This is a genomic window from Gordonia sp. NPDC058843 (assembly GCF_042743165.1).
Taxonomy (GTDB): Bacteria; Actinomycetota; Actinomycetes; order Mycobacteriales; family Mycobacteriaceae; genus Gordonia.
Genome location: NZ_JBHYNC010000065.1, coordinates 1 through 12696, shown reverse-complemented (window position 1 = coordinate 12696; position 12696 = coordinate 1). Strand labels below are relative to the sequence as shown.

Sequence of the window (12696 nt, the reverse complement as noted above, 5' to 3'; positions counted from 1 at the left end):
CGTCGGCTTGCGCTCCCCGCACCTCAGGGGGCACGGGGGCGTCGGCTTGCGCTCCCCGCACCTCAGGGGGCACGGGGGCGTCGGCTTGCGCTCCTCGCACCTCAGGGGGCAGGGCAGTGCGGCCGGCGACCTTGGGGGTCGGGCGGCGCTTCGGGGTGGGCTTCTTCTTGCCGCGATCGGGTGCCATCAGTTACCCCCCTCCGGAGCCGGGGCCGGCGCGGGGGCCGCGCCTGCGTCTGCGTAGGCGATGCCCTCGAGTCCGAGGATGTTCTCGGCCTTCCAGGCGTCGCCGTCCTTGGTCATGCTGACGTCGAAGCCGCGTGTCTCGTCGATACCGGCCTGGCCGGGACGTTCGAGGGTGGTCACCACGTAGACGAGGACCTTGGCCTTGTCCTCGCCGGCGTCGACCTCACTCGGTGCGCTGCGCAGCAGACGTGAGCTCAGCTTGGCCGTGTTCGGACCGGCCGTCCCGAGCATGTCGAGGACGCTGCCGTCCTTGCCGCCGAGCACCTCGGTCTTCGCCTTACCGGTCAGCGACGCCTCGGCACGCTCCCGGAAGGTGTCGAGATCGGCCGGGTCGATCGTCGTGATGTTGAGGACGGCCTGCTCGGCCGCCTGTGTCGCGGCGTCGCGGGTCTCCTGCGCGGGGTACTGGTCGGCGTACACGCCATAGGCCCGCACACCGAACACGGCGACGAGCACCACGCCGACCACGACCGCCGCCGCGGCCAGGGCGATCGGCGCGATCTTCGCCGCCCGGCGCACAGCGGGACGGATACCGCCGGGCTTCTTCTCTGTCGGTTCTGAGGTGCCAGTCATCGGGAACACACTGTATATATCGCTCCTGAGCGCAAGCCAAGGCCGGGAGCCGGACCTGGGGTCCGATCGCCGGAGCCGACGCTCGTCGGGTGGTCGGGTCTACCGCGGCCGGACACCGAGCAGCGCTGCGAGCTGCTGGGCGAGCGGGTTGAGGTTGAGCTTGTCGGGATCCTTCTTGGGGGTGTTGTCCCACGGCTGCGGGTACGCCGGATTGGCGTACTGGGCGCGCTCGGCACCGCGGACGCCGGTCGGATTGCCCAGCGGCACAGTGCACTTGGCCTCTGTGTTGAATGCGAAGTCGTCATAGCGCGGGTCGAAGTTCGGGTTCTTGCGCCGAGCCTCGGCGAGCACCGCGTCGGTGCCCTCGTAACCGCGCGTACACGCCGCGGGATTGTTGGTCTCGAGGACGACGCCGAAGTGGATCTGCCCGTCGCCCGGCGCGGGAGCGTGGCTACCGGCCGACAGCGCGGACAGCATGGCGAACGTCGTCGACGTCGTGTAGGTCGCCGGCTCGATCGTGCGGGCCACCTCGGCGAGATCCTTCACGACCTTCGAGAGGTCGTTGCCGTTCTTCTGGATCAGCTCCGAGATCTGCGTCGCCGACAACGTGCCCGTCGTCAGCAGTCGTCGCAGGTCGGGATCGGCCGAGGCGAGGGTCGCGGTGACCAGGTTCAGGTTGCGCGACCAGGTGAGGATGGCGTCGGACTGATCGGCCTGGGTGTCGAGCACGACGTTCGAGTTCTGGATGAGCGCGACCGTCTCACTCAGATTGTCGACGCCGGCCCGCGACAGCTTGCCGAGCGAGTCGACGAGGCGGGTCAGGTTCTCGCCCTGGCCGTTGAAGGCGCGGCCGAGCTCGGTGATGACCGTGTTCAGGTCGTCGACCGGGATCGAATCGGTGAAGTCGATCGCCGAGGCGACCACGTCCTCGAGCGGCTCGGGAAGCGCGTACTTGGTGATCGTGTCGCCGTCCTTCAGGTACGGCCCCTCCGACGACGTCGGCTGCAGGTCGACGAACTGCTCACCGATCGCGGACCGGTTCGCGACGACCGCGGTCGCCGACGCCGGGATCTCCGGCCCGCCCTTGTCGATGTCGAGTGCGACGTCGACGCCGTCGGGCGTGAGCGTCAGCTTGCCGACGCGGCCCACCGGCACGCCCTGATAGGTGACCTCGGCGTTGGTGAAGATGCCGCCGGAGTCGGGCAGCTCGGCAGTGACGGTGTACATGCCGAACCCGGCGAGTTTGTCCAGGCGCGCATACTTCGCGCCGACGTACACCAGCGCCACCAGGCCGACGATCACGAACACGATCAGCTGGACCTTGACGAACTTGCCGATCATCGTCCTGCTCCTGACGGATTCTGGGCGGGAGCCGCAGGCGCGAGTCCCATCGCGGCCAGCGGGCCGTCGAGGATGCCCTGACCCGGGGCCGCGGGAGTCGGCATCGGACCGGCACTCTCGGCCGACCGCGAGAAGGACGCGGGATAGCGCCCACCCGACGGCGGCGTGTTGGGTCCCGGACGTGAGTTCGGGGCCGGCGGGAGCAGCGTGATCGTCGGCCAGCCGTAGCGCGGTCCGTTGCCGCGGTAGTACGGGTTGCGACGGTCCACGGGCACGCTCACCCGTGCGGGCGGCGAGTACTTGGGAGTCCCCTGGCCGACGCCGAGCGCCTCGAGCTGATTGAGCACGCGGAGGTCGAGCGTCATGAACAGGTTGGTGGAGTCACCGCGCACGCCCGGCAGCAACCAGTCCGGGAACGGGTGGGTCAGCATCAGCGGTGCCGCGGTGACGAGATCCGGGGTCGCGGCGGCGAGCTGCGTGAGCACCGGACGCAACGCCTTCAAGTCGTTGATGAGCGCTTTGCGCGACTTGCCCAGCACATCGGTACCGACCTGACCGAGCTGATCGAGCTTGGTCAGCAGTTCGACGAACTGCGGCCGCTGCTCCTCCAGCACCTCGACGCCCGCGGGCAACTGCTTGAGGATGCGGTCGATCTGGGCGGTCTGCGCGGCAGTACGGGTCGACAGCTCGGCCAGTCCGTCGATGGCGGTGATGATGTCGTCGCGCTGACGGTTCAGACCGGCGATGAGGTCCTCGGTCTCGCCGATCAGGTCGCGGACCTTGTCGGTCCGGCCGTCGAACGCCTTGTTCAGCTCGGTCACGATCGGCTGCAGCTGGTTGAGGCCACCGCCGTTGAGCAGCAGTGCCAGCGCCCCGAGGACCTGCTCGATGTCGGTCGCGGTACGTGTCCGTGACACCGGGATCGGCTGGTCGGGATTCTGTCGCGGCGCCTCGGCACTGCCGTCGGGCTCGGACAGCGACACGAACTTCTCACCGAGCAGCGAGGTCTGCTGCACGCTCGCCTCGGACTCGTCGGAGAGATCGACGTTGTTCTGCACCTCGACGGTGACCTGGGCGAACCACTGGTCGCTCGGCACCTCGACCTTGGTCACGCGCCCGACCGGGATGCCGTCGCGTTTGACCATCGACTGGGGTACCAGATCGAGCACGTCGTCGAACTGGATCTTGTACGTGCGCGCGTTGTCGCCCGTGTTCACGCCGCCGGGCAAGGGGATCGACTGGATGCCGTTTGACATGCAGCCGGTCACCAGCAGTGTCAGCGACAACGCGGCACCGGCCATCGCGGTGCGCATCGACGTGCGATTCATCAGTTGCCTCCCCGGGGTCGCGGGGTGGTCGACGGGGTCGACGACGGCGCTCTCGAGCCCGACGGCGTCGCGGACGGGGCCCTCGAGGACGACGGGTTGCCGATCTGCGGATCGGGGTTACCCGGTACCGTGCCCGGCACCGGTGCGCGCTGCAGCTTGTTATTGCTCATGATGCCGAACGGCAGCACCGGCAACAGCGGCTCGAGCACGCCGCGCTGGATCTGGTCGCCGATCTCCTCACACTGGCTGATCAGCGGGCGCAGCGTGTTGCTGAACTGGTCGGCTGCGGGGTTGCCCGGCAGCAGCTGACCGAGGTCGAGCAGGCGACACTGCGCACCGATGAGGTCTTGCAGATCGGGGATCGTCAGACGCATCGACAACGTGCCCGACTCCGCGTCGTAGGCATTGATCAGGTTGTTCACCGTGATCGGCAGCACGGTCAGGACCTCTTTGAGGTTGTTCTTCTGATCGAGCAGGGCCTGGGTCGTCGGCTGCAGATCCTTCACCGTCTCCCCGATCTGTTCGCGGTTGTCGGCGAGGAACGTCGCCACATCGCCGAGAGCGATCGACAACTTGTTCAGCGCGGCGGCGAGCTGCTCGCGCTCACCGGCCAGGAACTGGTTGAACGAGGCCATCTGCGTGTTGAACTGCCGCACCTGGGCATCGTTCTCGCGCAGTGCGCCGACGAAGGTGTTCAGGTTCTTGACGGTGTCGAAGAGATTGCCGCGCGAGTCGCTCAGCGTCGTCGACGCCTTGGACAGTCCCTCGATGGCGCGGCCCAGCTTCTCGCCGTTGCCCTCGAGGTTCTCCGCGCCGGTGGTGACGAGCTCGCTCACCGCACCCTGCCGGCCGGTGCCGTCGGTCTTGTTGGCGCCGTCGGGGCCCAGCGCGTCGGACAGCTCCTTGACACTCGCGTAGATCTGGTCGACCTCCACCGGGATCATCGTCTGATCGACGGAGAGCGTGAGGTCGCGCGGCGCCTTCTCCCCTTCGGTGTAGGCCGGGGTCAGCTGCACGTAACGGTCCGCGACGACCGACGGGATGATCTGCACCGCCCGGACATCCGCGGGCAGCTCGACACCGCGGTCGACGGTCATCGTCACCTTCACGGTCTCGCCTTGCGGCGTCACCGAGTCGACCTTGCCGACCGCGACGCCGAGGATGCGGACATCAGAGCCCTCGTAGATGCCGACCGAACGTTTGAAGGTCGCGGTGATCTTGGTGGTGCCGATCGAGGTGAACACCCACCACAGTGCTCCGGCGATGATCAGTGCCATGATCAGCCCGATCACGAGCACCACTATGTGCCGCGGCGTGAACCAGCGACCGGGACCCGAGTGCTGGGTCAGGTCTGGTGTGGTCATCACCCTGCCCCCGTTCCGGCGTTGTTCTCCATGGCCTGCTTGTTGGGCGGCCGCGTCGTGTTCTGCTGTGGCAGTGCCGGCGGCAGAAGGTTCACCACCGACGACTCGAACCAGCGACCGTTGCCGAGCACGTTCGCGTACAGGCGATAGAACGGCGCCATGTACTTGATCGACTCGCGGATGTTCTGGTTCTGCCGCTGAAGCAGCTCATTGACACCCTTCAGTGCGTCGAGCGCGGGGCCGATCTGTTCCTCGTTGTCGCGCACGATGCCGGTGAGCGAGTCCCCGAGGCTCGTGGTGCTGGCCAGCAGCGCGGAGATGTTGCGCTGCCGGTTGTTCAGCTCGTCGAGCAGCTGACCGGCACCGCCGATGAGGCGCACGAACTCCTCGTTGCGATCGGCGAGGATCTTCGAGGTGTCCTTGGTTGCGGCGAGCAACCGCTGGACCTCCTGGTCACGGCTGGAGATCGTCTGCGACAGGCGTGCGATGCCGTCGAGCGCCGGTCCGGTGCTGCCCGCGGTACCCGAGAACGTGTCCGACAGGACCCGCATCGACTGGGCGAGCTGATCGTTGTCGAGTTCGCCGATCTGCTCGGCCGCCCCGGAGAACGCTTCGATCACGTCGTAGGGGGCCACCGTGTCGGTCAGCGGCACGTCGGGATCGGCGGGCTCGCTGCCGCGCGGATTCAGCGACAGGAACTTCTGACCGAGGATCGTCTTGATCTGGATGGACGCCTGCGTCTGGTCGCCGATCCAGGTGTTCTCCACCCGGAAGGTGACGTCCACGCGATCCCCGTCGAGGGTCACGTCGTCGACCTCGCCGACCTTCACGCCCGCGACACGCACCTCGTTCCCCGGCTTGAGTCCGGCTGCCTCGGTGAACTTCGCGGTGTACCGCGCACCTGCGCCGAGCAGCGGGAGCTCGGCGAGATAGAACGAGCTGAGTCCGAGCATCAGCAGGATCAGGATGCCGATGGCACCGATGCTGACCGGGCTGCGCCGGCCGCCGAAACGCCGGTGCGGATGCTGCACCGGGGCCCCGTTACCGCCGTGACCGGCGTCGTCGCGTTCGGTGTCGTTCGCGTTCGGATCGTTGTTGTCTGCCATCGTGGTCACCCCCCTGGCCGGTCGTCGGCCCAGCAGCGCGTCGCCGCGCTGGTGTAGAGCACATGGTTGATGTCGGGCAGCGGGATCAGCGGCTGCGTCAGCACCGGCGACTTGCCGTTGCCCGCCACCACGTCGATACCGCACAGGTAGAACTGGAACCAGGAACCGAATGTCGCTGCGCGGCCGATCTTCTGGAGCTTGATCGGCAGGTTGGTCAGCGTTTCCTCGATGTCCTCGTCACGCTTGTTGATCTCATCGGCGAGCGACTTCAGGCCGGCGATGCTGCCCTGGATGGAGGGACGCGTCGCACCGAGGATGTTGGCCGTGACCGAGGTCAGGTTGGAGACCGAGGTGATCGCCGAACCGACCGAACCGCGTTGCGCCGCAAGACCTGTCACGAGCTTCTCGGTGTTGTCGAGGAGACTGGTGAACTGTTCGTCGTTGCGGTTGACGGTGTCGAGGACCTTGGTGAGGTTGTTGATCAACTCACCGATGACCTTGTCCTTGTCGGCGATCGCGTTGGTCAGATCGGCAGTGTCGCTGACCAGACGGGTGACCGAACCACCCTGGCCGTCGAAGATCGCGATGATCTGCTCGGTCAGCTTGTTCACGTCGGAGGCCGACAGCTGCTGGAACAGCGGCCGGAACCCGTTGAAGAGTTCGGTCAGGTTCACCGGCGGGTGGGTGTCCTTGACGCCCGGGATCAGACCGAAGGTGTGGCCCTGCGCGACCGTCTGCGACGGATCGCCCGCCCCGCGCTCGAGCGCGAGGTAGCGCAGCCCGGTCAGGTTGCGGTAGCGGATGAAGAGCTGGGTGCCGTCGGGCAGACGGTCCCGGTCCACGTTGAACGAGACCTTCGCCCTGTTGCGGTCGTAGACCTCGACGCTCTCGACCTGCCCGATGCGGACACCCGCGATGCGCACGTCGTCGCCGGGGTTGAGCAACGTGGCGTCGGTGAAGACGGCGTTGAACTTCGCGTCACCGTCACCGCCCGCGTTGGCGATGGTGACCGCGAGCAGACTCGTGGTCACCACGGTGACCACGCCGAAGATGACCAGCTTGATCAGCGGTCCGACGATCGACTTCATTTGATGTCGACCTTCGCACCCTGCAGCGCACCGCCGCCGATCATGGTCACCCAGGTCGGCACCTCTTCCGGCGACTTACCGGACGTGGCGCCGTAGATGACCTGGAGCTGCTTGCGGTAGTCCGGGTCGTCGAACGGGTTGGACTCCACCGCGACGGGCTTCGCACCGGCCGGGGCCGACGAGACCGTCCCCGCCGGAACACCGCTGAACTGCGGCTGCGGGAGCTGCCGGACGTTGCGCGGGCCGGGGTTGCGAGACGGCGGCTGGTAGCTGCCATCGGCGAGCGAACCACCCGGATACTGCGGGAAGGGGCGATTGCCACCCATGGCGGGGTCGTAGCACACGGCGGGCGGATCGAGGTCCATGAAGCGGGGTTCGTCCTGGTTCGGTAGGTAACGGCCGCGGGGATTGGCGAACTGCAGGTTCACGCGCACACCGGGGTTCTTGGTGCCCTGGCCGACGATCTTGCGCGACTCCGGGATCAGGCCCGCGAAGTTGCGGAACGTACACACGAAGGTCGGCGACTGTTTGGCCAGTCCGACGAGCAGTTCCTCCGAGTCGACGGCGAGGTCGATCAGGTCGGTGCGGTTGGCGCGCAGCCAGCCGGTCAGGTCGTCGGACGCGACACCGAGCGTGGCGATGAGCGTCCGCAGGTCGTCCTGGCGTTCGACGATGGTGTTCGTCGTCGTCCGCAGTGAGTCGAGCGCGTCGACCACGTCGGGCAGTGCCTGCGAGTACGTCTGTGAGAAGCTGGCCAGTCCCTCAAGAGTGCCCTCCAGTTCGGGGAGGTTCTCGTTGATCTCGCCGAAGATCTGATCGAGTTCTTCCAGCGTCGTGCCCAGCTGCTCACCGCGACCGGACAGCGCCGACGACAGCGATGTCAGGGTCGCGTTGAGGTCCTGGGGCGGAATGGCGTCGAGCACCGGGAGCAACTTGTCGAACAGCTCCTGGATCTCGAGCGCGTTGCCGCTGCGATCGGTCTCGATCGTCGCGCCGTTGCTCAGCGTCGGACCCGAGTTGTCCTCGGGAACCTGCAGCGCGACGTATCGCTCACCGAAGAGCGTCTTCGGCAGGATGCGGGCGGTCGTCTTGTCCGACAGCGTCGACGCCTGGCCGGGGTTGAGCCCGAGTACGACCTCGACGGAACCGTCGGGTGCCGGCTTCACTTCTCGCACTTCGCCGACGACCATGCCGCGCGCCTTCACATCGGCATTGGTGGGCAGCGCGTTGCCCGTGGAGTCTGTCAGCAGGGTGACGTCGGTGAACTCGGTGAACGTCTTGTTGAACTTCATGATGGTCCCGGTGAGGAACAACGCGACCACGAGGAAGAACACCAGGCCCAGCAACCGCTTACGCAGAAGCGTCACGCTAACCCCCCACTCGCACGGTTGTCGTGGTGCCCCAGATCGCCAGACCGAGGAAGAAGTCCAGGACCGCGATCAGCACCAACGCCGCTCGGACCGCGTGTCCGACAGCCACGCCCACACCCGCGGGACCGCCGGAGGCGTAGTAGCCGTAGTAGCAGTGCACCAGGATGATCACGAAGGCGAAGACCAGCACCTTGCCGAACGACCACAAGACGTCGGCCGGTGGCAGGAACAGGTTGAAGTAGTGGTCGTACGAGCCGCCGGACTGGCCGTTGAAGACCGTGGTCACCACGCGTGAGGCCAGGTATGCCGACAGCAGCCCGAGTACGTAGAGCGGGATGACCGCGATGAACCCGGCGATGACGCGGGTCGACACGAGAAACGGGATCGACGGCACGGCCATCGTCTCCAGCGCGTCGATCTCCTCCGAGATGCGCATGGCACCGAGCTGCGCGGTGAAGCCACAGCCCACCGTCGCCGACAACGCGAGACCCGCCACCAGCGGCGCCACCTCGCGGGTGTTGACGTAGGCGGAGAGGAAGCCGGTCAGGGCCTGCGAACCGATCTGATCGAGCGCGGCATAACCCTGTAGGCCGACCACGACGCCGGTGAAACCCGACATCAAGACCATCACGCCGATGGTGCCGCCGATGACCGCGAGTCCGCCCGAACCGAACGCGACTTCGGCGAGCAGGCGGAGCACCTCGCGGGTGTAGTGCACGAGCGTCTTCGGCATCCACGCGAGCGTCCGGCCGTAGAACGACATCTGCTCGCCGGCGCCGTCGAGCACCTTCAGCGGCTTGCCCAGCTGCTTGCGGGCCTCGTACATGTAGTACTCGGGCCGGCTCTTGGCGATGGTCACACCGCCCCCACCTTCGGTCACGTCTAGCTCCCCTTCGGTGGAACGACCTGCAGGTAGACCGCAGTGATGATCAGGTTCGCCAGGAACAGCAACAGGAACGTGATGACGACGCTCTGGTTGACCGCGTCACCCACGCCCTTCGGGCCGCCCTTGGGGTTGAGGCCCTTGTACGACGCCACGACTCCGGCGAGGACACCGAAGATCGCGGCCTTCAGGGTCGAGACCCAGAGGTCGGGCAACTGTGCCAGCGCGCCGAACGACGCGAGGTACGCGCCCGGCGTTCCGCCCTGGACGACGACGTTGAAGAAGTAACCACCACCGATTCCGATGACGGCGACCAGACCGTTGAGCAGCATCGCCACCAGCACCATGGCCAGCACGCGCGGTACGACGAGGCGCTGGATCGGGTTGATGCCGAGCACCTCCATCGCGTCGATCTCCTCGCGGATGGTGCGCGACCCGAGGTCGGCGGCGACGGCCGACCCGGCCGCGCCGGCGATCAGCAACGACGTCACCAGAGGTGAACCCTGCTGGATGACGACGAGCACGCTCGCCGCACCGGTGTAGGACTCAGCGCCGAGCTGCTTGATGAGCGAACCCGTCTGCAGCGAGACGATCGCGCCGAACGGGATCGCGATCAGAGCGGTCGGCAGGATCGTCACACTGGCGATGAACCAGGCCTGCTGGATGAACTCCCGCCACTGAAATGGGCGCACAAAGGTCTGGCGTGCAACATCGACGAAGAGCTGAACGATATTGCCGGTCTGCGACAGAGCACCTGTCCCGGCTTGCGCGATTCGGTCGACGCCACGCGTGGTGGCACTGCTCATCCTTAGGGAGTCCGCCCTTCGTTCCCATCAGCACGATGGCTGGGCTTGGTCAGTGCATCACCGGGTGTGTGCCACTGCTCGGTCGGGGCATCGCTGCCGCCGTAGTCGATGACGTCGGTGTTGGCCTGATCGGACCGCGCAGTCCCGGCCGCGACGCCGGCAGGGGCGGGGGTCCACTCGTTGTTGCCGCCCCGGCTGTCGCCGGGTTCGCGTCCGTTCGCCATGTTGTCGGCGTGGGCGCGGCTCTCTTCGCGGATCTGGTCTTCTTGTTCCTGGCTGCGCCGGATCGCTTCCTGGGCATTGGACGGCAGGTCGGGCAGCATCTGATGCACCCGCTCACGGTGACGGGCGATCGCCTTGCGTTCGGGCATACCGGGATTGGGCTGCACCTGCGGAATGATCTCGGTGAAGTCCTCCTTGGTACCACCACCGGAGATACCCGCGGCCTGCATCGCCTCTTCCTGCTTCTGCACCGCCTCGTCCTTCTCCTCGGACATACCGATCGGACCGAACCGATCACCGGAGAGGAACTGCTTGACCACCGGCTGCTCCGAGGTCAGCAACTGCTCACGCGGACCGAACATCACCAACTCCTTGCGGAACAACATCCCGATGTTGTCCGGGATGGTGCGCGCGATGTTGATGTTGTGCGTCACGATCAGGATCGTCGCATCGATCTGGGCGTTGATGTCGATCAGCAACTGCGAGATGTAAGCCGTACGCACCGGATCCAGACCCGAGTCCGGCTCATCACACAGGATGATCTGCGGATCGAGCACGAGCGCTCGTGCCAGACCGGCACGCTTGCGCATACCGCCGGAGATCTCACCCGGCAACTTGTCCTCGGCACCGGTCAGACCGACCAGGTCGATCTTCTCCATCACGATGTCGCGGACCTCGTTCTCCTTCTTCTTCGTGTGCTCACGAAGCGGGAACGCGATGTTGTCGAACAAACTCATCGACCCGAACAGCGCACCATCCTGGAACAACACACCGAACAGCTTGCGGATCTCATAGAGCTCCTTGGCCGAACACTGCGTGATGTCGGTGCCATCGATGATCACCGACCCCTGCTCCGGATGCAGCAGACCGATCAGGGTCTTCAAGAACACCGACTTACCGGTACCCGACGGACCGAGAAGCGCCGACACCTCCCCCTCCGGCAGGGTCAGCGAAACATCACGCCAAATGTTCTGCGAACCGAACGACTTGGTGAGTCCTTCGACACTGACCTCAACACCCACGACTTCCTCCAGACGATCGCTGCCCCCGCAGGCGGCCACGGTGTGACCGCGCACCAGCCGGCGGCATGTGTGGTTGGGGTCACTCTAACCGACCCGAGCGGGCCCACAACGCCACCGCATGGTTCTCAGCATTGGCTGCGGGGAAAGCTACCGCCCGGTAACTGCCTCCGCGACGATGACAATATCCGATGGTTCGCGGTGAGGGAAGTCGGGTCTCGACCCTCGATGTGACGGCCACCGCAGACCTGGGCTCCACCTGCGGTACATCGGTCGGACGATCTGAAGCCCGCCGAGCGTTGCTCGGCGGGCGGGGCGTCGGCGTGATGTCTGTTACTGATTCGAATGAACCGAACTCCGCGTTACGACGTCCAAGTGTCATGACCCTTTTCCCCACCGACCGATACGGACTCATCAGGCGCGAGGCGGCCCTGCGCGTCGGGATCACCGACGACACGGTCGCCGCGGCGGTCCGTCGGGGCGACCTGATCCGCCTGGCCCCCGGCATCTGGGTGGAGGCGGACGATTCATCGGCGGCAGACCCCGACGGCGTCTATCGACTCCGGTGCATCGCGGTGGCGGGTTCTGTCCGCGACCGTGGCAAATCGACACTGAGCCACGATTCGGCCGCCGCGCTCCACGGGTTGCAAATCCTTCATCCCGAGCGCGAGACCGTCCACTTCACCAAGCGGACGAAAGGAGGCGGGTTCGTCCGCGGACATCGGCATGTGCACGTCGGACCGTTGCTCTCGGACGATGTAACGGTGGTCGACGGGATCGAGGTGACCTCACTCGCGCGAACTGCGGTCGATGTCGCGACTGCCGGAGACTTCGAAAGAGCTCTCGTCGTGTTCGACCGGGCACTGACGATGGGAGCCGATCGCGAGCTCATGTCCGGCATGCTCGCCACGCGGGCACGGTGGCCTGGCATCGCAGCGGCCCGGCGTGCCCTCGATAATGCCGATCGCCTATCCGAAAGCGTCGGGGAGTCGTGGAGTAGAGCTCAGATGATCGCGGCGGGGCTACCCGCTCCGCGCCTGCAGCACACTTTCCGGACCTCCGATGGCGAAGTACGCGCCGATTTCGACTGGGAAGGAAGGCTCATCGGAGAGTTCGACGGCATCCAGAAGTACGGCCTGCGGCCCGGTGAGACTCCGCGAGAGGCACTGATCCGCGAGAAGAGGCGTGAGGACGCACTGCGGGCACAGGGCCTCATGGTCGTCCGGTGGACGTGGGGCATGCTCGAGCGTGCCGAGCTCGTCGATCACCTGAGGCCGTGGCTGGAGAAGTTGGACCGCACTGCCGCGTGATCTGGCGACACTTCCAGACCTCGTTTCGTCGAGGCGACTT

Annotated in this window: 11 protein-coding genes and 1 pseudogene; 1 reads left to right on the top strand and 11 read right to left on the bottom strand. The window is 66.3% G+C overall.

From position 1 onward, the window contains the following. The 11 genes and pseudogenes from ACFW3F_RS24415 to ACFW3F_RS24365 form a co-directional block, all read right to left on the bottom strand. A pseudogene (locus ACFW3F_RS24415) lies at window positions 1-187 on the bottom strand (hypothetical protein); the annotation flags it as partial. After that, window positions 187-819, bottom strand: a complete 633-nt coding sequence (locus ACFW3F_RS24410; protein WP_388062116.1) for a hypothetical protein — start codon at window positions 817-819, stop codon at window positions 187-189. The gene ACFW3F_RS24410 and the pseudogene ACFW3F_RS24415, both read right to left, overlap by 1 nt. A gap of 99 nt (window positions 820-918) precedes the next feature. Then, the gene (locus ACFW3F_RS24405) at window positions 919-2160 is read right to left on the bottom strand and encodes an MCE family protein (protein ID WP_388062114.1); all 1242 of its coding nucleotides are present in this window, start codon (window positions 2158-2160) and stop codon (window positions 919-921) included. Next, the gene (locus tag ACFW3F_RS24400; protein WP_388062113.1) at window positions 2157-3488 is read right to left on the bottom strand and encodes an MCE family protein; all 1332 of its coding nucleotides are present in this window, start codon (window positions 3486-3488) and stop codon (window positions 2157-2159) included. The genes ACFW3F_RS24405 and ACFW3F_RS24400 overlap by 4 nt, the downstream gene beginning before the upstream one ends. Next, window positions 3488-4852 carry an MCE family protein gene (locus ACFW3F_RS24395; RefSeq protein ID WP_388062111.1) on the bottom strand — a complete coding sequence of 455 codons (1365 nt, stop codon included), beginning with the start codon at window positions 4850-4852 and terminating at the stop codon, window positions 3488-3490. The genes ACFW3F_RS24400 and ACFW3F_RS24395 overlap by 1 nt, the downstream gene beginning before the upstream one ends. Then, window positions 4852-5958 carry an MCE family protein gene (locus ACFW3F_RS24390; RefSeq protein ID WP_388062109.1) on the bottom strand — a complete coding sequence of 369 codons (1107 nt, stop codon included), beginning with the start codon at window positions 5956-5958 and terminating at the stop codon, window positions 4852-4854. Before ACFW3F_RS24390 ends, ACFW3F_RS24395 begins: the two co-directional genes overlap by 1 nt. Before the next feature lie 5 nt (window positions 5959-5963). After that, a complete protein-coding gene (locus tag ACFW3F_RS24385; protein ID WP_388062107.1) occupies window positions 5964-7046 on the bottom strand; it encodes an MCE family protein in 1083 nt (360 codons plus the stop codon). After that, on the bottom strand, window positions 7043-8413 hold the full coding sequence (locus tag ACFW3F_RS24380; RefSeq protein ID WP_388062106.1) for an MCE family protein: 1371 nt from the start codon (window positions 8411-8413) through the stop codon (window positions 7043-7045). Before ACFW3F_RS24380 ends, ACFW3F_RS24385 begins: the two co-directional genes overlap by 4 nt. Before the next feature lies 1 nt (window position 8414). After that, window positions 8415-9296, bottom strand: a complete 882-nt coding sequence (locus ACFW3F_RS24375) for an MlaE family ABC transporter permease (protein WP_388062104.1) — start codon at window positions 9294-9296, stop codon at window positions 8415-8417. 2 nt (window positions 9297-9298) lie between these two features. Next, entirely contained in the window at window positions 9299-10105 is an 807-nt protein-coding gene (locus ACFW3F_RS24370) for an ABC transporter permease (RefSeq protein WP_004023366.1), read from the bottom strand. A gap of 2 nt (window positions 10106-10107) precedes the next feature. Continuing rightward, entirely contained in the window at window positions 10108-11349 is a 1242-nt protein-coding gene (locus tag ACFW3F_RS24365; protein ID WP_388062102.1) for an ABC transporter ATP-binding protein, read from the bottom strand. Between the two features lie 377 nt (window positions 11350-11726). Here ACFW3F_RS24365 and ACFW3F_RS24360 point away from each other — a divergent pair, with 377 nt between their 5' ends. After that, window positions 11727-12656, top strand: a complete 930-nt coding sequence (locus tag ACFW3F_RS24360; RefSeq protein WP_388062100.1) for a hypothetical protein — start codon at window positions 11727-11729, stop codon at window positions 12654-12656. Window positions 12657-12696: the final 40 nt, after the last annotated feature.